The following is a 20,372-nucleotide window of genomic DNA, read 5'->3' on the forward strand; positions in this document are numbered from 1 at the left end:
CCGTGGTCTCATTAAAGGACAGTATGGCAACGGTTACCGGAAAAGTGCGGATTTTCGAGCTCGCTAAAGAGCTCGGAATGACCTCGAAAGACCTGATCGCCCTCTTCGGGCGCTTGGGGCTCGAGGCGAAAAATCAACTCAGCGTCGTCGACGATAAGATCGCCGATCTGTTACGCGCGCAGCTAAAAGCCAAGAATGCTGCCGCCGCTGCCAAGCCCGAAGCCATCCCCGCGCCCCCGCCGGCTGCGAAGCCTAAGCCGGCGCCCAAAGCCGCCGCAGCCCCACCACCGGCCGCAAGCGGCGAGCCGGTTCCGACCCTGAAGCCCGTACTCGATACGCCGCGTCGCGCTCCAGCCGCGGCAGCCCCCGCGCCGGCACCGCCCCCGGTAGCCAGCGACAATGGCGAGGCCACTGAACCCGCTGCAGCCGCAGCTCCTAGACCCGCGCCGCCGCGTCCAGCGCCGGCTGCCGCTCCAGCCGCCGCATCGGAAGCGCCGATCCCGCAGCTCCGTCCGGTTCCGGCCGGCCAAAGTTCGATTCGCCCGCCCGCTCCCCAGGAGCAACCGCGGCCGCAAGCCGCAGCCACGTCGGCGGCGCCCGGCCCGCGCGTCGGTCTCCCCGGACGTCCCGGCGTTGCGCCGCGTCCCGGTCAACCCGGCATTCCGGGTCAGGGCTATCAAGCACGCCCGCTGACACCACCTCGTCCGGGCGCTCCCGGTACACCCGCCAATCGTCCGCGGCCAGCCGGCAACGGACCCTTCCGTCCGCTTCCGCCGGGACCACGTCCCGGTGGTCCGCGCCCCGGTATGCCGCTCAATCCGGCCGGCGGCGGACCGACGCCGAGCTCAGGTGCACCCGGCCGCGATGGCCGCGGCGCACCGCGCGATCGCGACGACAAACTATCGAAGAAAGATCGCGAGAAAGAGCAGCTGCTCGAAAAAGCGCGCAACAAAAAGCGCGGCTCGCTCGATGCAGCGCCTGCAACACCGCCTGCGAAGCTCGAGAAGATCGAGATTCCGGACGTGCTCACGGTGCAAGAGCTCGCGACATCGATGATCATTCCGGCCAAAGACATCATCAAAGAGCTCATCAAGATGGGCACGATGGCGACGATCAACCAAAACATTCCGGCCGAAACGGCGATCGCCGTCGCGAAGAAATTCGGCTTTGATGCGATCATCAAAGAAGCCGGCGAAGAAGTCGTCGTCGAGCAAGAAGAAGATCGTCCCGAGTTGCTCACGGCGCGTCCGCCGGTCGTCACCGTGCTCGGCCACGTCGATCACGGCAAGACCTCGCTGCTTGATAAAATTCGTCAAGCAAACGTTGCCGCGGGCGAAGCCGGCGGTATCACGCAGCGTATCGGTGCGTACACGGTCGAGAAGAACGATCGCAAGATTACGTTTATCGATACGCCCGGTCACGAAGCGTTCACAGCGATGCGCGCACGCGGTGCAAAAGTTACCGACGTCGCCGTGCTCGTGGTTGCCGCAGATGACGGCGTTATGCCGCAAACGATTGAGGCTATCAGCCACATTCGCGCGGCAAGCGTTCCGATCGTCGTGGCAATCAACAAGATCGATAAGGCCGACTCCAATCCCGATCAGGTGAAGACGCAGCTGACTGAACAAGGCCTGCAACCCGTCGACTGGGGCGGTAAGGTTGAAATGGTACCGGTTTCCGCGCGCAATGGCACGGGCATCGATCAACTGCTCGAGACCGTCTTGCTCGAAGCCGACATTCTCGATCTCAAAGCCAACAAGAACCGCCGTGCTGCGGCGGTCGTCATCGAGTCGGCGCTGGATCGCGGACGTGGTCCGGTTGCAACCGTGCTCGTGCAAAATGGGACGCTGCGCGTCGGCGACATCGTCGTCGTCGGTGGCACCTACGGCAAGATTCGCGCGCTTCTCGACGATCGTGGCAAGCAAGTGAAGAAAGCCGGCCCCTCGATTCCCGTCGAGCTTATGGGCCTCTCGGACGTCCCGTCAGCCGGCGATACGTTGATGGTGGTCTCCGACGAACGTGTCGCACGCGAAGCAGCTGCCAAGCGCAGCAACAAACGTCGCGACGTGCGCATTCAAACGACTGCCGGTCCGAAGATCACGCTCGAAACGTTCATGCAGATGGCAACGGAGGGCGCAAAGACGCTCAACCTCGTCATCAAAGCCGACGGTCAGGGCTCGGTCGAAGCGCTGCGCGCGCGTGTCGAATCGCTTTCAACGGCCGAGGTCAACATTCGCGTGATCTATGCCGGCGTCGGTGCGATCACGCCGAACGACGTCAACCTTGCATCGGCATCCAACGCAGTCTTGATCGGCTTCAACATCCGTCCGGATGAAGCCGTGAAGCGGCTCGCATCGACGGAACTTGTCGATCTGCGCTTCTATCAGGTGATCTACGAAGTGGAAAACGATCTGAAGAAGGCCATGGTCGGCATGCTGGATCCGAAATTCCGCGAGGTCGTCCTTGGCCGTGCGGAAGTTCGCGAAGTCTTCAAGGTCTCGAAGGTCGGTACGATTGCGGGTTGCTACGTGCAGTCCGGCAAGCTGACGCGCAGTGCGAAAGTTCGCGTGCTGCGTGACTCGGCCGTCGTTTTTGAGGGCGAATTGGAATCGCTGCGCCGCTTCAAAGACGACGTGCGCGAAGTTCAAGAGAACTTCGAGTGCGGCGTGCAGGTTGCGAAGTATCAGGATCTCAAGGCCGGCGACGTTATCGAAGCGTTCACGAGTGAGCTCGTGGCGCCGGAGATGGCAACGGCTTGAAGCCTGAACGGCGAGGCCGGATCGATCACGAAATCCAACGAGCCCTCGCAAAGATCATCGCAGAAGAGGTTAAGGATCCGCGCCTTGGTTTCGTGACCGTGACGCGCGCAGAAATCACCGGTGACATGAAGTACTGCAAGGTCTTCGTGTCAATCATCGGCGACCGTCACGTCGCGCGGCAATCGATGGATGCGCTCGAGTCGGGGAAGGGCTTCATTCGCGGCCGCCTCGGCGACGAAATCGATCTGCGCTACACGCCCGAACTGAACTTCGTGGAAGACCGAACGACGGAGCGAGCTATCGAGCTGACGCATAAGGTCGACGAAGCGGCCGCGGTGTCGTCCGGGAAGGTGCACGAATGAGCGAGACGCTGCTGCGGAACTCGACAACGGAAGAAGTCGTTGCGGAGCTCAAGCGCCGCACGCATTTCGTGATGGTTTCGCACGTGAAGCCGGACGGCGACACGCTGGGTGCCGGCATTGCACTCGGGCTTGCGCTCAAGAGTCTCGGCAAGCACGTCACGTATTTTCAGGAAGGCGAGGTTCCACGCAATCTGCGTTTCCTTCCCGACGTAGACTTGGTGACGAATAAGCTGCCGGAGGATCTGCCCGCGGATGCGCTGTTCGTCTTTGGCGACATGAGCAGTCCGTCGCGTGGTGGTGACTCGCTTCCAAAACTCAAGCGCGAGAACATCTTAGACATCGATCATCATCTCGGCAACGAGCATTTCGGAAAATTCAACTACGTGGTGGAGGACGAGTGCTCGACGGGAACGTGCGTGCTGCGTCTTCTCAAGCAGCTCGGCGCGCAAATCACGCCCGAGATCGCCACGAGCCTGTTGACGACGATCATGACCGACACCGGCGGTTTCATGCACAGCAACACCACGGCCGAAGTTCTGCGGACGTCGGCGTGGCTCGTCGATATGGGCGCCGACAAAGAACGCGTCACCGACGAAATTTTCGCCAACAAGCGGTTTGAAGCGCAGAAGTTGCTCGGTGCGGTGCTTTCGCGCGCAGTGCTCGACGACGCAGGGCGTTACTGTTGGGCCGTGATCGATCAGCAGTTGATCGACGAGCTCGGCGCCGACTACGAAGACACCGAAGACATCGTCAATCAATTGCGGGCGGTCGAAGGCGTTGAAGTCGCCGCGCTGTTCAAGGATTTCGACGGCGCCGTGCGCGTGAGCTTACGCAGCAGCGGCCGCGTCAACGTGCAAGCAGCGGCAGGGCGTCTTGGCGGCGGAGGCCATTTCCGCGCTTCGGGTCTTACGTATCCCGGTAACATAAAAGAGGCGATCGCTGGAGTGCATTCAGCCCTCTATGCAGAGGGTCTCTAAACTTCTTGTCATCCCGAGCGTAGGAACGCGAAGCGTTCCGTAGTCGAGGGACCACGAAATTTTAGGCTTCATCAACCTATTTAAGCCTCCGGGGCCGACGTCGACACAGTTCGGTGCGCGGTTGCGCTGGATTTATCGCAAATCGGGGGAGCCGAAAATTGCGATCGGACACGTTGGAACGCTCGATCCGCAAGCTGCCGGCGTTTTGCCGATTGCGCTCGGGCGAGCGACACGACTGATTCCGTTCATTCCGGACAAACGAAAGGCGTACGCGTTCACCCTCGTATTGGGCAGCGCGACCACGACCGGCGATGCGGGCGGCGACGTAATCGAGACGGCTGCCATTCCAAGCGATGCTCGCGTTCGACTGGAAGCGGCGCTGGACAAGTTCATCGGGCGCGTCGAGCAAGTGCCGCCGATGTTCAGCGCGCTCAAAGTCGAGGGCAAACCGCTTTACAAGTTCGCGCGTGCCGGCGAAACGATCGAACGCAAGTCGCGTACGATCACCATTTACTCGCTCAACGTGCTGGGTGCCGACGACGCGGCAACGTTCCGGGTGCGTGTCGCGTGCAGCGAAGGCACGTACGTGCGTACGCTCGCCGAAGATCTCGCGAAAGCGATTGGGACGCTCGGCCACGTCGGCGCGCTCTTGCGCGAAGCCTCCGGTCCGTTCGTCCTTTCGGAAAGCGTTACGCTCGACGAGGTCGCCGCCGATCCGATTGGGACGCTAAAGGCGCCCGAAAGCGTGATTGCGATTCCGACGGTTGTCCTCGATGGACGCGGGTCGGTCGATTTTCGAGCCGGCCGAATCGTCGCGATGCGTGAACCAGTCGGCGATACGCACGTCTTCGTTCGTGACATGACGCGCACGCTCGTCGGCGTCGGTGAGATGCACGGAACGATGTTGGCTCCGCGGAAAGTTTTCGTCTGAACGTACACCACTCGCTTCCAAACGCCGAGCGCGAACGTCCGCTCGCGCTCGCGATCGGATTCTTTGACGGGTTCCATCGCGGACACCGCGCGATCGTCGCGGCGCTGTTGCGCGAGCGTCGTCCGGGATATCGCGCCGCCGTGCTGACGTTTCGCAATCACCCGGCGACGCATCTTCGTCCGTCGGATGTTCCGCCGATGATCTCGACGCTCGAAGAGCGCTTGGACAATCTTGCGCGCGCGGGCATCGACGAAGCTTATCTCTTACCGTTCGACGATACGATCGCAAAACTCGACGCGCAGACGTTTCTCGAGAACGTGGTCGCAAAGAGGATCGGCGTGCGCGTGCTCGTCGTCGGGGAGAATTTCCGCTTTGGTGCGGGCCGCGGCGGCGACGCCGGTTTTGCGCGTGAGCGCATGAGCGCCCTTGGAATCGGATTCGTCGCGGTTGGGCAGCTCGAAGATCGCGGCGAGCGAATCTCCTCGACGCGAGTTCGGCGCGCGATCGCCGACGGTGACCTCGCACTCGCCGACGAGCTGCTGGGCGCACCGTACACGTTGCACGGACGCGTCGTCGTGGGTGAAGGGCGCGGCCACGATCTGGGTTTCCCGACTGCGAACTTGGACGTCTCCGGGGACAAGCTAATCCCGGCCGACGGCGTCTACCGCTGCATCGCGCGTTACGATGGTCGTGACTACGCGGCGCTCCTGTCGATCGGAACGAATCCGACCTTCGATTCCGGGACGCGGCGGACGACAGAGGTTTGGCTGCGCGACTTCGACGGCACGATCTACGGCGAGCAACTTAGTCTGCGCGAGCTGCGTTTTCTGAGGGCGCAGCTGCGCTTTGAAAATCCCGAAGCCTTGATCGAGCAGATGCGGGCCGACGTGGCCGCCGTGCCGTATCCTACTATCGCATGATTCGCAAACTTCTCGTTCTCGCCGTCGCCGCGCTGTGCACCGTTCCGGTTGCAGCAGCTGCGCCGCCGCGCCCCGGGCAACCCGCGCCGACGTTCGACATACGAACCCTCGATAACAAGCCGGTTAAGCTCACGAAGCTACACGGCAAGGCAGTCTATTTGGATTTCTTTGCCAGTTGGTGCGCGCCGTGCCGCGAGGAGACGCCCGAGATCATCAAGCTCTCGAAGCAATATCAGAAACGCGGTCTGGCCGTGATCGGTCTCGACGACAACGAAAGCAAAGATCGGGCGCAGGGCTTTAGCGATCAATTCAAGGTTCCGTTCCCGGTCGCCGTTGCAGATCAGAAGCTGCTCGACAGTTACGGCGTGATCGCGCTGCCGGTCCATGTCTTCATCGATCGCAACGGTCAGATCAAGCTCTATCGCCTCGGCGAGATGTCGAACAAAGAGATCGAAGACGCAATCAACTCTATTCTGTAGGCATTACCGGGCGCGCGTTCGATTTTCGCTTGCGTAGCATTTCGCGCAAAGGGCTCAGAGCACGAATCACTGCCACGTGTCATCCTGAGCGTAGCGCTCCCTATACAGTGTCATCCTGAGCGTAGCAACGCGCAGCGTTGCGAAGTCGAAGGGCGAGCCGTAGTCATCCGGGCCGCGTAACGATCCCTAAAGCTAGCGGGCACGATCGTGCCCTCGACCTTGTTACAACGTTTCGCAGCCCGAAGTATTCGGGCTCGCCCTTCGACGTCGCGTTCCTGCGGAACGCTACGCTCAGGATGACATGTGGCTACGCGTTGCTACGCTCAGGATGACAAGTGTTAGGCGGCTTCGACGGTGATTGCTTTCCCGTTGTAACCGACGCGGGCGGTGCTTCCTCCGGGAAGTTCACCGCGTAAGATCGCGCCTGAGAGCGGTGAGGTAACGCAGCGCGCAATCGTGCGTTGCACGAAGCGCGCTCCACTGCCGGCAGCAATACTTTCTTTCGCGAGAAACCGTCGCGCGTCGGCCGTGAGATCTAAGACGACGGCCTGCGCGCCAAGCCGCTCGACGAGCGCGCACAGCTGCAATTCTACGATCGCTTCGATCTCGGGGACGCCGAGGGAGCGGAAGAGCACGGTCTCATCGATTCGGTCGAGCAGCTCTTTGCGCAGGGCCATCTCAAGCTCGCCGATGTCGACGTTGCTGGTCATCACGACCAGTGCATGGCGAAAATCGATCGTGCGGCCTTTTGCGTCCGTGAGCCGGCCGTCATCGAGAATCTGCAACAAGATCGCGGTAACGTCGGGGTGCGCTTTTTCGACTTCATCGAACAGTACGACGCAATAGGGCCGCCGGCGCACGGGCTCCGTGAGCTGTCCCGGTTCGTCGTGACCGTGGTAGCCTGGCGGTGCGCCGAGCAGCCGTGAGATCGTATGCGTCTCCGTATATTCGCTCATGTCGAGACGCACGAGCGCATCATCGGTGCCGAAGAGAACGTGCGCGAGGGCGCGGGCGAGCTCAGTCTTGCCGACGCCTGAGGGACCAATGAACAGAAATCCGCCGACCGGTTTGCGCGGGTCTTTCAGCCCGGCGCGCGCGCGGCGAATCGCTTCCGAGACTGCGTGCACGGCTTCGTGCTGCCCGACAACGCGTGATTCGAGCGAATTCTCGAGCGCCAGTAGGCTACGCGATTCTTCCGCGCTGAGTGTGCCTTGCGGGATCCCAGTCCAGCGCGAGACGACGTTCGCAATCGTTTGCGCGTCGATGACGCCGGCAGTCCCGGCGAGTGCAGAGGTCGCCGCAGCTTCGTCTACGAGATCGATTGCCTTGTCCGGAAGAAAGCGGTCGGCGATGTAGCGCGCGGAAAGCGTCGCGGCTGCGACGAGCGCTTCATCGGTGATCCGGACTTGATGGTGGAGTGCGTATTTTTCGCGCAGGCCGCGTAAGATCGCAATCGTCTGCTCGACCGTCGGTTCATCGACGGCGACGGGCTGGAAGCGCCGCTCGAGCGCCGGATCGCTTTCGACGTGTTTGCGATATTCGCCAAACGTCGTCGCGCCGATGCATTGCAGCTCACCGCGCGCCAGCTCTGGCTTGATCATCGAAGAAAGATCGAGTGAACCTTCGGCCGCGCCCGCGCCAACGAGCGTGTGCAGCTCGTCGATGAAGAGAATGACGTCGCGTGAGGCGCGCTTGATCTCATCGAGGATGCGCTTGACGCGGCCTTCGAATTCGCCGCGATACTTTGTTCCGGCAACGAGCGGACCGAGCGACAGCGCGAGAACGCGCTTGTCGTGGAGGGCGGCTGGAACGCTTCCGGCAACGATGCGTTGCGCCAGGCCTTCGACCACCGCCGTTTTCCCGACGCCCGGCTCGCCTATCAAAACGGGATTGTTCTTGCTGCGCCGCGCGAGAATCGAGATCACCCGTTCGATTTCGTCATCGCGTCCGATGACCGGATCGAGCTTACCGGCGCGCGCATCGGCCGTGAGGTCGCGCGAGTACGTAGCCAGCGTCGGCGTTCCGCCGCGCAAGCGCTTCGTCCATTCGAGCGGATTGGGTGCCGATTGGGCGGGTTCGGAACCGCCCTCTGCGCCACGTGCGTAGCGCTCGAGTGCGAAGGCGAGTCCACCAAGGATGGCTGCAGCAGCGCCTGCACCGATCAGCGGGCGAAGCGACGCAAGCTTCCGATTTCGCGCGCAAGCCGCGCAGAGGTCGACTTGCGTCCAGCGTCCGGAGCGCATCGAATAGTCGCGAACGCTCGCGGGCTGAGCCTTACAGGCCTCGCACGTATTTTCGGTCATCGTTTGGGTCTACCGCCGGCTGCGTACCGCGGTTTCAAAGTCTACGGTGCAAGCGCATAGGTGACCGTCACGGTTGCGTGCACCTGGATCGACGACGGCGTGATTTCCGTCGGCACTTGCGCAGGCGGCCTGACCGCAAGCGTCATGACCCTGGCGGCAAAAACCGGCGGACTTTGAACGGACGATATCCGGCGGATCGCGCCGAGATGCAAATGTGCAGCTTGCGCGATCGCAGTCGCTTGCACCGCTGCATCCTCAACCGCATCTGCAAGAGCTGCAGCGTGCGCACCGCGTTCGTCCCGCACGCCGAAGCTTACGCCGTTGACTTGCGTCACGCCGGCCGCAACCGCCGCGTCGATCGCGCCCCCGGCGTTTGAGAGATTGTCGACCGTGATCGACAAACCGCGCGTCACGATGAATCCGGTCTGCGGCGGCTTATAGTTGTCGCCCGGTGCCGGTTTCGGTACGAAATTCAGATCGTAGCTCGACGTCTTGATTGCGCCGGCAGCGATGCCGATTCCACGCATCCGCTCGACGAGGGCGTTGTAAAGACGATTGTTTGCGGAAGTGGCTGTCGCCGCGACGTCATTGTGGGTGGCAATCGAAACCGAAATCGTGGCGCGATCCGGATCGCGAGAGATCGTCCCGGAGCCGGATACCGTCACCGTGCTTGGAAGAGTCGCCGCTCGCACAGGGATGCAAGCAAGAAGGCAAGCCACGCATGCCACGGTTTGGAGAACAAGCCGCCAGGGGAAAGTCCGGACGGACGGCGGGCGTTCAAGGAGGCGTTTTATCGTGAACATTCTGGCCTGGCTCCTGGTCGGATTGATAGCTGGCTCCCTGGCCCGGCGATTCCCCGGCGAGGCACCGCGCGGCGAGTGGAGCGACATCATCATTGGAGTGGCCGGCGCGATGGCGGGCGGCCTGGTGTTCTCCGCGTTCGGCCTTCCCGGCTTCTCGTCCGTCAGCATCTACAGCATGCTCGTCGCGTTCATGACGGCGCTGATCGTACTCTTGATCGTGAGGGTCTTCGTCGGGCGCCGCACGGCATAGACGATTGTCGCAGGAGGGCCTTCCGAACAGGAGCGCTCTCCAAAGAGGCACAAAAAGCCGGTGCGATGGCCTACATTATCACGGAGCCATGTATTGGCACGAAGGACAAGTCGTGCGTTGACGTGTGTCCCGTCGACTGCATTCACGGCGACGAAGAAGACACAATGCTTTTTATCGATCCCGAGGTGTGCATCGACTGTGGTGCCTGCGTCTCTGCATGCCCCGTTGAGGCGATCTACGCGGACGCCGACGTGCCCGAAAAGTGGAAGAACTACACCGAGATCAACGCCACCTGGTACAAGGAGCGCGCCGGAAAATAAAACGTAGAGTCGGCCTCCGGGAGTTGATGGACGACCCGGTCGACTCACTCGTCGAATTGGAAGCGAATCTGCGCGACATCGAACGCGCGAATCGCCGCTTTGGTGGAATCGAACCGTTGGCGCGTATCGTCGAAGCAACCGGAGCCACCGAGATTCTCGACGTCGGCTGCGGCGCTGCCGATATTCCGCGCTCGTTAATCGAGAGCGCGAGGCGTCAGGGAAGAACGCTCGCCATAACGTGCTTAGATCACAGCCAACAGATGCTCGCGATCGCACAGGCGCGCAACGGCGGAGTGCGCTTCGTGCATGCCGAGGGCGAGGCTCTTCCGTTCGAGGACGGCTCGTTCGACATTGCAATGTGTTCCCTCACCCTGCATCACATCGAGGCCAAAGACGCCATCGGATTCCTGCGCGAGCTGCGCCGCGTTTCGCGCATGACTCCGATTGTGTGCGATCTGCGCCGGACTCGGCTCGCCTACGCAATGACCTGGACGTACGCGAATCTCTTCACGCGTAATCGCTTGACGCGACACGATGCTCCCGTCTCGGTATTGCGCGCCTATACGCCGGATGAAGCGCTCGGGCTGGCACGAGAAGCCGGATGGCGTGCACCACGTGCGCGGGTCGAGCCCTGGTTTCGAATGACGCTCGTCGATGACGCACGATAAGGACCGCGTCATCATCGTCGGCGCCGGACCCGCCGGTGCGGCGACCGCGCTTGCGCTTGCGCGTGCATCGATCCCTGTAACGTTGATCGAGCGCACCGCATTTCCGCGGCGCAAGGTGTGCGGCGAGTATTTGGGGATGGGTGCAGTCGCTGCGCTCGATGCGATCGGCCTTGGCGAGCAAGTGCGCGCACTCGGCTCGCCTCTGCGTGGGATTCGCATCGTTGCGGGCGGCGCACGCGCGGAACTCGCCTTTTCGCGACCCGCAATCGGACTCGCGCGTGCAACACTCGACAACCTGATTCTCGACGAAGCGCTCGGCGCGGGTGCCGTACTCATATCAGGCCGCGTGGAAGATATATGCTTGCACGGCGTCGCCGTACGCGATGCGCGCGGTGAACGCGTGAACGTGCAGGGACGTTTCGTGGTCGGAGCCGACGGCGTCGGCTCGATCGTCGCACGCAAGCTCGGTTTGACGCTTCCGCTTCCGGCCCGTCCGCGGTTTGCAGTCGGCGGCCATTTTCGGGGTATCGAAAGCACGAGCGGTTCTCTCGAAATGTACTGCGACGGCAAAACGTATCTCGCGATCAATCCGCTCGGCGACGGGATTGCAAACGTGATGGCGGTGGCACCGAAGGATCGTCTCGAAACCTGGTCGCGCGTGATGGATTTTGCGGCTGAAGCGCGCAGTGGTCCGCGCGTCGCCGTCGGTCCGTTGGTGCACAACGTTCGACGCACGATCGCGCCCGGAACGCTGCTGGTCGGCGATGCTGCCGGATTCCTCAGTCCCTTTACGGGCCAAGGTGTCTTTCTCGCGCTGCGCAGCGCCGAGCGAGCGTCGGCGGCATTGATTCGCGCCTATGCAAACGCGAATGCTGAAGACGACGCGCTTGCCGCGTACGATGTCGAACATCGCTCGGAGCTCCGAGCGCGGATGCGTCTCGGCAAGATAGTCGACGCACTCATCGCGATTCCGTTCTTGACTCGGCGCGCGGCGCGCCGGCTCCAAGCGTCCCCGGCTCTCGCGGCGATCTTGCTCGACGCAATCGGCGGCTCGACCTCGGCGAACGCTGCGTTGCGTCCCGCCGTCTTGCGCCGGCTCCTCGCGTGAACGTCACGACAACGGCGATCGATATCGCCGCTGATCCTGCGACGATCTTTCGTTTTGCTTCTGCGACGGAACGTTGGCCCGAGTATCTACCGCATTACCGGTTCGTGCGCGTGCTCGAACACCGCGGCTTGGCGCGCGTGATCGAGATGGCCGCGTGGCGCGGCTGGATACCAGTTCGTTGGGTGGCCGAGCAGAAGGACGACCCCTCGCGTCCGCACATCGCCTTTCTGCATCTGCGTGGGTGGACGCGCGGCATGGAAGTCGAATGGCGCTTTCTGCCGATTTCGGGCGGTACGAGGGTTGAAATCGAGCATCGCCTGCGTTTTCGGTTCCCAATAGCCGCCGATTGGCTAGGCCGGCACGTCGTTTCAGACTTTTTTATTGATTTTGTGGCACAACGTACGCTGGCCCGTATGAAAGTATTAGCAGAAGCGGCATGTTGAACACCAATGGACATCGCGTCGTCGTCACCGGGATTGGGATAGTCAGCCCGATCGGAATCGGTGTGCGCGAGTTTTGGGACGGGATGCTCGCCGGCCGCGTTGGAGCGGGTCCGATCACGCGCTTCGACACGGAGGGATATCCCTCGCGGATTGCGGCCGAGATCGACAACTTCGATCCTTCCGACCACATGGACTCAAAACGTGTTCGCTGGACCGACCGGTTTGCGCAATATGCCGTCGCCGCAGCGCGCGGAGCGTTCGATGATGCCGGCATTGCAAAGAACGGTCCGCGTGAAGACGTCGGCGTCTTTATCGGATCCGCGCTGGGCGGCGTCGCTTATGCGGATGAGCAGCACGACGTGTTCCGCCGGCGCGGCTTGGGTAGCGTCCGTCCGCTTTTGGCGATCTCGGTCTTCGGTGGGTCGGCGACGTGTAACGTCGCGCTCGAGTTCGACGTGCGTGGTCCAACGGTTGCGAACGCAAATTCATGTGCGTCGGGCGCGGTGGCAATCGGCGAAGCGTTTCGTGCGGTGCGCCGCGGCGACGTGCGACTAGCCGTTGCAGGTGGAGCGGAAGCGCCGCTCTCGCCGCTCTGCTTCGGCGCCTTTACGGTGATCGGCGCGATGTCGACGCGCAACGACGATCCGCAGCACGCTAGCCGTCCGTTCGATCGCGATCGCGATGGTTTCGTCATGGCGGAAGGCGCCGGGATGCTCGTGCTCGAGCGATACGAAGATGCTGTTGCGCGCGGTGCAAATATTTACGGCGAGGTTCGCGGCTACGGCGCCAGCAACGACGCGCACCACATGTCGGCACCACGGCCGGGCGGCGAGAACGCTGCGCGCGCGATCGAGATTGCGCTCGATGAAGCGCACATTGCGCCAAACGAGATCGAAGCAGTGAGCGCCCACGGCTCGTCGACTCAGCTCGGCGATCGCGCTGAGTCGAAAGCGTTGCGTCGTGTCTTCGGCGACGGCATCGCGCAGCTGCCGATTACGGCATCCAAGGGCCAGCACGGCCACGCATTCGGAGCAGCCGGCGCGTGGGAAGCTGCCCTCTCTCTGCTGACCTTGCGCCATGGCATCTTGCCGCCCGTCGTCGGACATTTTGTTGATGATCCCGAGTGCGATCTAGCGTTTGTGCGTTCGACCGTCGAAGGTCCGGTGCGCAGTATGCTTTCCAACACGGCAGGTTTCGGCGGAATCAACGCGGCGCTGGTCTTCACTGCCCTCGATTCGTGACCGCTCCGGTCCTCGCACGGGACGTCCGTAAGGCTTACGCGACGTCGTCGGGGGATGCCATTGCCCTTGCAGGCGTCTCGCTCGAGCTCCGGCGTGGAGAAATGGTCGCGCTCGTCGGTCCGAGCGGTTGCGGTAAGACGACACTTCTCAATCTGATCGGGTGCGTCGATCTGCCGACGTCGGGCGAGATCCTGATCGAAGGCCGCCGCACGACTGATTTGAGCGACGACGAGCTTACACTACTGCGGCGCGATCGGATCGGAACGATCTTTCAATTCTTCAATTTGCTCCCGGCACTTACCGTCGAACAGAATGTCTCGCTGCCGCTCGTTTTGCGAGGCGCCGCGAAGGATGAAGTCTCGACGCGCGTCCGTGAAACGCTCGGGCTCGTTGGAATCGTTGAGCGTGCGCGCGCGTTTCCCGCGGAGCTGTCGGGCGGACAGCAGCAGCGCGTTGCCGTTGCTCGTGCGATCGTTCATCGGCCCGCGATCGTGCTGGCCGATGAGCCGACCGGCAATCTCGATTCGAAAAACGGAGCGATCGTCTTGGATCTGTTGCGTACGATCGCGAATGGCGGACAGACGGTCTTGATGGCAACGCACAACGAGAGCGCGGCGGCAATCAGCGACCGGACGCTCCATATGCAAGACGGGCAATGGGTTTACTCTTACGCGGGCTGATCGCGGGAACGCTGCGCGACGGTAGACTTCGCACGATCGTAACGGTCGTCGCCGTCGCACTCGGCGTCGCGATCGCACTTGCAATCGACCTGGCCAACGCAACGGCGGTTGATTCGTTCTCCTCGAGCGTCAACGTCGTCGCAAGTCGCGTAAATTTGCAGATTCTCGGCGCCGGGCGCGGATTCGATGAGCAGACACTGTTGCGCGTCGCGGCGCAGCCCGGTGTCATCTCCGCATCGCCCGTCATCGAAGACAGCATCGTCGTGGGCGCGCGTCGCGGGCATCCGCAAGCAGGAGAAGTGCTGCGCGTACTGGGCGTTGATTTGTTGCAGCCGTTGCCGCGCGACGCCGGGACACCGACGACGGGAACGGACGTGCACGCCGATACGCTCGTCAACGGCCAGGGTGCGGTCGTCAGCGGGCGGGTAGCGCGACGCTGGAAACTGCATGCCGGCTCGCGTTTTTCCGCGATCGCCGGTGCGCGTCCGGTCTCGCTCGTCGTCGCAGCAATTCTGCCGCCGAGCGTGGTGGGGATCGACTCGAGCGTGGTCTTCGTCGACGTCGCAACGGCACAGGATATCTTCGATAAAGTGGGAGTGCTCGATCGTATCGACTGCGTCGTCGATCCGAATCGTCTGGCGCAAACCTTTGCGGCCGTACGCAAGATCATTCCGTCGGGGACGCGGGCGGTCGAACCCAGAGTGCGTACCGGCGAGATTCGCCGCATGCTGCAGAGCTTCCAATTGAATCTCGATGCGCTCTCCGCGATCGCGCTCGTCGTCGGCATGTACCTCATCTTCAATACGGTCGCGATCGCCGTCGTGCAGCGCCGGCCGGAGATCGGGACGTTGCGCGCACTCGGCGCGACGCGCGCGCAAATATTCATCGCGTTTCTCATCGAGGGCGGTGCGCTCGGCCTGGCAGGCTCACTGTTGGGTCTCGCGCTTGGCGGATTGTTCGCGCAATTCTCGGTTGCCGCAGTAGCCCACACGGTGCAAACGCTCTACATCGGAATCGGCGTCGGAGGAGTGCTGTGGGATCCGTTACCGATCGTCAAAGCGTTCGTGCTTGGCATCGCTCTTGCCGTCGTTGCCGCGATCGTTCCGGCGCTGGAGGCCGCGCGCATTCCTCCCGCGTTGACGATGCGAGCCGCGGGCTTTGAACGCGCCTCTCCGCATTTTGCGCGTCACGCTGCCCTCGCGGGCGTGCTTGCATTCATTGCCGCCGGGCTGTTGACCACGGGTCCGCCGATCGCCGGCTTGCCGGTTTTCGGTTACCTCTCGGGGATCATGATCATCGCGGGCGGTTCGCTCTGCGTTCCGCTCGTGATCTCGGGCACCGCTGCATTTGGTCGTCGCTACTTGCATGATGCGCCGGCGCTGCTCGCCGCGGGGAATCTCGCCGGAGCGCTGCGGCGCGAAAGTGTTGCGGTTGCGGCGCTGGGCATCGCAATCGCGATGACGACTGCGGTCTCGATCTTGATCGGTTCGTTTCGCACGACTGTGGTGACGTGGGCCGACGAAGTGCTCTCGGCCGATTTGTTCGTGCGCCCGCTCGGCCCATCGGACGCCTCGTCCGATACACGTTTCTCACCACGCGTGCTCGCAGCCATCGCCCGCGTTCCGGGTGTTGTCGACGTACACGCACTGCGCTCGATTACGATTCCGTTCCGAGGACGGTTGACGGAGCTCGACGCGACCGATTTCCGGCAGCTCGCGCGCCGCAATTCGATTCAGTTTCTCGGAACCGGTGACGTCCCGGCATTGCTACGCCGGACGGCGGGAACGCGCAACGTGTTCGTTTCCGAGCCGTTCGCGACGCGCTTTGGCGTCCGGCCACGCGACTCGCTTGTGCTCGATACGCCTGCAGGCGAGATTCGCTTCGATGTAGCTGCCGTTTTCAACGATTACTCGACCGAGTCGGGGATCATCATGCTCGACCGCACGACGTTCGAGCAATTATTCGGGGACGACACGGTTGACTCGATCGCGATATGGGCGGCACCCGGCGCGAATCTGCTCGATCTTCGGACACGCGTGATTCGCAGAGTACTGCCGTTACAGATCGACATCGAGACGAATCGTGAGCTGCGCGCACTGGTCGTGCAGATCTTTAACCGGACGTTCGCGATCACTTACGCACTGTATCTGATCAGCATTGCGATTGCGCTGCTTGGCGTGATCTCGACACTGTTTGCGCTGGTGCTCGAGCGCCGGCGCGAGATCGGGATTCTACGTTATTTGGGCTTACGTACGCGCGACGTTCGGCGCATGGTGTTGGTCGAGGCGGCGTTTGTCGGCGTGCTCGGTGCGCTCGTTGGCATCGCGCTCGGGTTCCTGCTCGCGCTGCTCCTGATTTTCGTGATCAATCGCCAGGCTTTCGGCTGGCTCATCGATCTGCACGTCCCGTGGGAGTTTCTCGGTGCATCGTTCGTGGTCGTCGTAATTGCGGCGCTAATAGCGGGAATCTACCCGGCCGGAGTCGCGGCACGCATCCAAACCGTCGAGGCGATTCGAACCGAATGAAGCTTCTGGCAGTGACGCTGTTCGCTGTACTCTCGTTTCGAATTGCGAGCGCTCCCTATACGTTCGTCTTTCCACGCGATCACGGCGCCCATCCGGCGTATCAAAGCGAGTGGTGGTATTTTACAGGCCACCTGCGCGCCCACGACGGACACCGATTCGGCTTCGAATTGACCATCTTTCGATTCGGCATCCGGCCGGGGGACGCGCACTTCGCGCCAAGTGCGTCGCGCTGGCACGGCAGCGAAGTCTTTCCGGCGCATTTTGCGATCACCGACGTAGACGACAAGACGTTCGTGCACGACGAGCGCTTCGTGCGCGACGCGCTCGGCATGGGCGCCGCATCGACCACGACGCTGAACGTGCACGCCGGCAATTGGTCTATCCGCGGAATCGATCCGATTCGACTGCATGCTGCCTCCGGCGCGAACGCGATCGACCTGGCCTTGCAGCCGGATAAACCTCCCGCGATCAACGGCGAAGGCGGAATCTCTCGCAAAGGCACGTGCAGTTCATGTGCATCGCACTATTACTCGCTCACGCGTCTGGCGACCGTGGGGACGCTCGTCGTCGGCGGAACGCACTATACCGTTGATGGCGAGTCCTGGATGGATCACGAGTTCGGATCCGACGAGCTGCAAGCGAATCAGCGCGGTTGGGATTGGTATGCGCTGCAGCTCGACGACGGCCGGGAGCTGATGCTCTACGTCCTCCGGCAAGAAGATGGTGGCGTCACTCCGCAGTCGAGCGGGTCCTTGGTCGCTCGGGACGGCCGCGTCCGGCACCTGGTTTTACGCGACTTTCAGACGCAGGCGCTCGGCGTGTGGAAGAGTCCCGCGAGCGGTGCCCTCTATCCAAGCGGCTGGCACGTGCGCGTGCCGAGTGAGGGCCTCGACGTCACGATTTCGCCCCTTTTACGCGATCAGGAGCTGATCGACCAGCAACTGCACGTCGCATATTGGGAAGGCGATTGCGATCTCTCGGGGACCGATCGTTCGCGCCCGGTACGTGGTGCGGCTTATGTCGAGCTTACGGGATACGCCGGCATCCTGAGCTTCTAAGGAAAGTCGCGCGCTTGGTCGAATTCTTAGAGACAAAGATGGCTTTTAGCCAGCGCCAGCTCTCCATTTTCACGCCGCGCACGCTGCGTGACGCCCTTGGTCTCTCGTTCACGCATCGCGAACAGGTTCGCTGGCTTATCGGAACGAGCGAGTTACTCGCGTCGTCGTACACGCACGTTCCTCGCGAAGCGCAGATCGTTGACGTCCGTTCGCTCGATGAATTTCGCGCCGCCGCCGTCGGCGACGAAAACAAGATAAGGTTCGGCGCGTTCGCCACCATTACGTCGTTGCGCGGACATCCGGTACTCGAGGCAACGCTCTTCAAGGCGGCAAGCGCCGCACTGTATTTGGCGGTCTCGGAAGCGAACGTCGAAGTGGTCTCGCTGGGGCGCTCGCGCGTGACGCCGATCGACGGGCTCGTGCTTGCTCCGCACGAAGCGCCGCTCTCGATCGAGTTCGAGCCCAATTCAGGCGACATTTACGTGCAGCGTCGACGGACGATTCGCGACGGCACGGCGTCGCACGACTTGATCGTTGGAGCGACATTCCGCCTTGGAGATGACGGCCGTACCACTCGCGTTCGCGTCGCGCTTTCGATCGACGACGGACCCCCGGTTCGCGCGCGCCTCGCCGAACATCAGCTGCAGGGCGAGCGGCTCTCGAGTGACCGTACCGGTCTCGCGGCTCGTATGTGCGCCGAGGCGATCGTACCGGAGGATCCCCGCAAGGCCGCAGCCGCGCGCTCGGCACTGACGCTGGCTCTGGCCATGTTCCGGGAGGCACGCGTTCGCTGTGACGAAATGAATCGGTCTCGTCGCCCTGATCCCCCACGGAGAAAACGACGCCGCCGATGATGATCCGTTCACGCTTTCTCGCAGCGCTCGCCTTTGCCGCGCTGCCTGTTGCCGCTATCGCGCAAACGGCCGTTGCGCCGCCGCAAGATTCCCTTACGCAAATTCGCCAGACCGGTGTGTTGCGCGTCGGTTTAACCGGCGATTACGATCCGTTCAGCATTGTCGATGCGAACGGCGTTTATCGGGGTATCGATGCGGACGCAGCTGCGATGCTGGCGAAAGCAATCGGGCCGAACGTCAAGTTGGAGATCGTCAAAACGACGTGGCCCACATTGACCGCCGACCTATTGGCCAACAAGTTCGATATTGCGATGGGCGGCGTGAGTTGGAATGAAGCGCGGGCAAAAGTCGGTGAGTTGTCGAGCGCGTACATTCAAGATGGAAAAGTGGCTCTCGTGCGTGCCTCCGACAAAGGAAAGTATAAAACCAACACGCTGGCGGATTTCGATAAGCCGGACGTCTCCGTGCTCGTGAATCCCGGCGGGACGAATCAAGTGTTCGTCAACGCAAACATCAAGAACGCGAAGGTTGTCGTCGTTAACGACAATCTCGCGATCCCGGGCATGCTCGTCGACGGAAAAGGCGACGTGATGTTTACGGACGGCGTCGAGGCTCGGTTGAAGGCATCGCGCGATCACTGGCTGTACGCGGTCGATCCCGATCATCCGTTCACGCACAGCGCGCACGTCTACTTCATGCAGAAGGATCAAACCGCGTTGCTCAATTTCACCAACACGTGGATCGCGCACATGCAATCCGATGGATCGTACAACAAGCTCTTCGCAAAATATATCGGCTCATGACGATCGACATTTGCGACGTCGCCCCGCGCGACGGTCTGCAAAATGACGCAACCCAAACGGCCCCGGAGATGCGCGCCGAGCTTTGCCGGCGTCTCGCCGATGCGGGTGTCCCATACGTCGAGGCCGTGAGTTTCGTCAACGAAAAACGCGTGCCGCGCATGGCGGGGGCTGAAACGGTGGTCTCACTGTTGCCGGTCGACACCAAGACCGAGTTCAATGCCCTTGTTCTCAATGAACGGGGCTACGATCGTGCGCTAGCGACGAGCCTTCAGGCCGTGCATTACGCGTTTCCGGTAACGGACGCGTTCGGCGAGCGCAATCAAGGCGCGAAGGTCGTCGATTCGCTCGCGATTGCGAAGCGCATGATCGAACGCGCGCGCACAGACGGGCTGGGCATCTCGATCGGACTCGCGGTCGCATTCGGCTGTCCGTTCGAAGGCACGGTCGATCCGAATCATGTGCTGGAGATTGCGCATCAAGTTGCGGAGATGGGTCCCGATGCGATTTCGTTCGCGGATACGATCGGCGTCGGCGTTCCCAAGCAAGTCCGCAATCTCGTCGAAGGGATGGCCGATACGGACATCCCCATAGGCTGCCACTTCCACGACACGCGCAACACCGGCGTCGCCAACGCGCTCGCCGCTGTCGAATCCGGTGCGCAAATGCTCGACGCGTCGGTCGGTGGCGTCGGCGGCTGTCCTTTCGCGCCGGCCGCGACCGGCAACGTTGCCACGGAAGACGTCGTCTACATGCTGCACGGCATGGGCTACGAGACGGGCATCGATCTCGACAAGCTGATTTCAACCGCGAAGTGGCTCGAGAAGCAACTCGAGCATTCCGTGCCGAGCGCACTCCATCGCGCCGGCCCGTTCAAATGCATAGCATAGT

General features: G+C 62.2%; 20 protein-coding genes. 18 read left to right on the plus strand and 2 right to left on the minus strand.

The features are described from left to right. Positions 1–23 precede the first annotated feature (23 nt). The 6 genes from infB to VGG22_14105 all read left to right on the plus strand — a co-directional run bounded on the left by infB (position 24) and on the right by VGG22_14105 (position 6,428). Positions 24–2,759 (plus strand): translation initiation factor IF-2, encoded by a 2,736-nt coding sequence (gene infB, locus VGG22_14080; GenBank protein ID HEY1729503.1) that lies wholly within the window; start codon positions 24–26, stop codon positions 2,757–2,759. Continuing rightward, positions 2,756–3,121, plus strand: a complete 366-nt coding sequence (gene rbfA, locus VGG22_14085) for a 30S ribosome-binding factor RbfA (protein HEY1729504.1) — start codon at positions 2,756–2,758, stop codon at positions 3,119–3,121. The genes infB and rbfA overlap by 4 nt, the downstream gene beginning before the upstream one ends. Further along, the gene (locus VGG22_14090; GenBank protein ID HEY1729505.1) at positions 3,118–4,098 is read left to right on the plus strand and encodes a bifunctional oligoribonuclease/PAP phosphatase NrnA; all 981 of its coding nucleotides are present in this window, start codon (positions 3,118–3,120) and stop codon (positions 4,096–4,098) included. The genes rbfA and VGG22_14090 overlap by 4 nt, the downstream gene beginning before the upstream one ends. Before the next feature lie 70 nt (positions 4,099–4,168). Beyond that, on the plus strand, positions 4,169–5,029 hold the full coding sequence (truB, locus tag VGG22_14095) for a tRNA pseudouridine(55) synthase TruB (protein ID HEY1729506.1): 861 nt from the start codon (positions 4,169–4,171) through the stop codon (positions 5,027–5,029). Further along, a complete protein-coding gene (gene ribF / locus VGG22_14100) occupies positions 5,026–5,949 on the plus strand; it encodes a riboflavin biosynthesis protein RibF (GenBank protein ID HEY1729507.1) in 924 nt (307 codons plus the stop codon). Before truB ends, ribF begins: the two co-directional genes overlap by 4 nt. After that, complete coding sequence (locus VGG22_14105) at positions 5,946–6,428, plus strand: TlpA disulfide reductase family protein (GenBank protein ID HEY1729508.1); 483 nt, start codon at positions 5,946–5,948, stop codon at positions 6,426–6,428. The genes ribF and VGG22_14105 overlap by 4 nt, the downstream gene beginning before the upstream one ends. Before the next feature lie 338 nt (positions 6,429–6,766). Here VGG22_14105 and VGG22_14110 read toward each other — a convergent pair whose 3' ends face one another. Together VGG22_14110 and VGG22_14115 are read right to left on the minus strand one after the other, a co-directional pair. Beyond that, complete coding sequence (locus VGG22_14110) at positions 6,767–8,731, minus strand: ATP-dependent Clp protease ATP-binding subunit (GenBank protein ID HEY1729509.1); 1,965 nt, start codon at positions 8,729–8,731, stop codon at positions 6,767–6,769. Between the two features lie 41 nt (positions 8,732–8,772). After that, positions 8,773–9,396, minus strand: coding sequence for an SIMPL domain-containing protein (locus tag VGG22_14115; protein ID HEY1729510.1), 624 nt, complete (start codon positions 9,394–9,396; stop codon positions 8,773–8,775). Positions 9,397–9,526: 130 nt separating this feature from the next. Between VGG22_14115 and VGG22_14120 the strand changes: the two genes are divergently transcribed. The 12 genes from VGG22_14120 (at position 9,527) to VGG22_14175 (ending at position 20,371) form a co-directional block, all read left to right on the plus strand. Next, the gene (locus VGG22_14120; protein ID HEY1729511.1) at positions 9,527–9,784 is read left to right on the plus strand and encodes a GlsB/YeaQ/YmgE family stress response membrane protein; all 258 of its coding nucleotides are present in this window, start codon (positions 9,527–9,529) and stop codon (positions 9,782–9,784) included. A 65-nt stretch (positions 9,785–9,849) separates the two neighbouring features. Beyond that, positions 9,850–10,104: a 4Fe-4S binding protein gene (locus VGG22_14125; GenBank protein ID HEY1729512.1), complete on the plus strand. Its 255-nt coding sequence runs from the start codon at positions 9,850–9,852 to the stop codon at positions 10,102–10,104. Positions 10,105–10,130: 26 nt separating this feature from the next. Continuing rightward, a complete protein-coding gene (locus tag VGG22_14130; GenBank protein ID HEY1729513.1) occupies positions 10,131–10,772 on the plus strand; it encodes a methyltransferase domain-containing protein in 642 nt (213 codons plus the stop codon). Then, the gene (locus VGG22_14135) at positions 10,759–11,880 is read left to right on the plus strand and encodes an FAD-dependent monooxygenase (GenBank protein HEY1729514.1); all 1,122 of its coding nucleotides are present in this window, start codon (positions 10,759–10,761) and stop codon (positions 11,878–11,880) included. The genes VGG22_14130 and VGG22_14135 overlap by 14 nt, the downstream gene beginning before the upstream one ends. Next, on the plus strand, positions 11,877–12,323 hold the full coding sequence (locus VGG22_14140) for an SRPBCC family protein (protein HEY1729515.1): 447 nt from the start codon (positions 11,877–11,879) through the stop codon (positions 12,321–12,323). Before VGG22_14135 ends, VGG22_14140 begins: the two co-directional genes overlap by 4 nt. Beyond that, positions 12,317–13,564: a beta-ketoacyl-ACP synthase II gene (locus VGG22_14145; GenBank protein ID HEY1729516.1), complete on the plus strand. Its 1,248-nt coding sequence runs from the start codon at positions 12,317–12,319 to the stop codon at positions 13,562–13,564. Before VGG22_14140 ends, VGG22_14145 begins: the two co-directional genes overlap by 7 nt. Further along, entirely contained in the window at positions 13,561–14,244 is a 684-nt protein-coding gene (locus VGG22_14150; protein HEY1729517.1) for an ABC transporter ATP-binding protein, read from the plus strand. The genes VGG22_14145 and VGG22_14150 overlap by 4 nt, the downstream gene beginning before the upstream one ends. Then, positions 14,220–16,769, plus strand: coding sequence for an FtsX-like permease family protein (locus VGG22_14155; protein ID HEY1729518.1), 2,550 nt, complete (start codon positions 14,220–14,222; stop codon positions 16,767–16,769). Before VGG22_14150 ends, VGG22_14155 begins: the two co-directional genes overlap by 25 nt. After that, positions 16,766–17,827: a lipocalin-like domain-containing protein gene (locus VGG22_14160; protein HEY1729519.1), complete on the plus strand. Its 1,062-nt coding sequence runs from the start codon at positions 16,766–16,768 to the stop codon at positions 17,825–17,827. Before VGG22_14155 ends, VGG22_14160 begins: the two co-directional genes overlap by 4 nt. A 38-nt stretch (positions 17,828–17,865) precedes the next feature. Then, on the plus strand, positions 17,866–18,681 hold the full coding sequence (locus VGG22_14165; protein HEY1729520.1) for an FAD binding domain-containing protein: 816 nt from the start codon (positions 17,866–17,868) through the stop codon (positions 18,679–18,681). After that, complete coding sequence (locus VGG22_14170; GenBank protein HEY1729521.1) at positions 18,678–19,484, plus strand: transporter substrate-binding domain-containing protein; 807 nt, start codon at positions 18,678–18,680, stop codon at positions 19,482–19,484. The genes VGG22_14165 and VGG22_14170 overlap by 4 nt, the downstream gene beginning before the upstream one ends. After that, on the plus strand, positions 19,481–20,371 hold the full coding sequence (locus VGG22_14175; protein HEY1729522.1) for a hydroxymethylglutaryl-CoA lyase: 891 nt from the start codon (positions 19,481–19,483) through the stop codon (positions 20,369–20,371). Before VGG22_14170 ends, VGG22_14175 begins: the two co-directional genes overlap by 4 nt. The last annotated feature ends 1 nt before the right edge of the window (position 20,372 follow it).

It is taken from the genome of Candidatus Baltobacteraceae bacterium (genome assembly GCA_036489885.1).
Lineage (GTDB): Bacteria > Vulcanimicrobiota > Vulcanimicrobiia > Vulcanimicrobiales > Vulcanimicrobiaceae > JAFAMS01.

Bases quoted from the DNA above. Each gene is read 5' to 3' on its own strand.
- VGG22_14125 (HEY1729512.1), top strand. From the start codon at position 9,850: ATGGCCTACATTATCACGGAGCCATGTATTGGCACGAAGGACAAGTCG.
- VGG22_14175 (HEY1729522.1), top strand. From the start codon at position 19,481: ATGACGATCGACATTTGCGACGTCGCCCCGCGCGACGGTCTGCAAAAT.
- VGG22_14135 (HEY1729514.1), top strand. From the start codon at position 10,759: ATGACGCACGATAAGGACCGCGTCATCATCGTCGGCGCCGGACCCGCC.
- VGG22_14170 (HEY1729521.1), top strand. From the start codon at position 18,678: ATGATGATCCGTTCACGCTTTCTCGCAGCGCTCGCCTTTGCCGCGCTG.
- VGG22_14165 (HEY1729520.1), top strand. From the start codon at position 17,866: ATGGCTTTTAGCCAGCGCCAGCTCTCCATTTTCACGCCGCGCACGCTG.
- VGG22_14145 (HEY1729516.1), top strand. From the start codon at position 12,317: ATGTTGAACACCAATGGACATCGCGTCGTCGTCACCGGGATTGGGATA.
- VGG22_14160 (HEY1729519.1), top strand. From the start codon at position 16,766: ATGAAGCTTCTGGCAGTGACGCTGTTCGCTGTACTCTCGTTTCGAATT.
- VGG22_14130 (HEY1729513.1), top strand. From the start codon at position 10,131: ATGGACGACCCGGTCGACTCACTCGTCGAATTGGAAGCGAATCTGCGC.
- infB (HEY1729503.1), top strand. From the start codon at position 24: ATGGCAACGGTTACCGGAAAAGTGCGGATTTTCGAGCTCGCTAAAGAG.
- VGG22_14110 (HEY1729509.1), bottom strand. From the start codon at position 8,731: ATGACCGAAAATACGTGCGAGGCCTGTAAGGCTCAGCCCGCGAGCGTT.
- VGG22_14105 (HEY1729508.1), top strand. From the start codon at position 5,946: ATGATTCGCAAACTTCTCGTTCTCGCCGTCGCCGCGCTGTGCACCGTT.
- VGG22_14090 (HEY1729505.1), top strand. From the start codon at position 3,118: ATGAGCGAGACGCTGCTGCGGAACTCGACAACGGAAGAAGTCGTTGCG.
- VGG22_14155 (HEY1729518.1), top strand. From the start codon at position 14,220: ATGGGTTTACTCTTACGCGGGCTGATCGCGGGAACGCTGCGCGACGGT.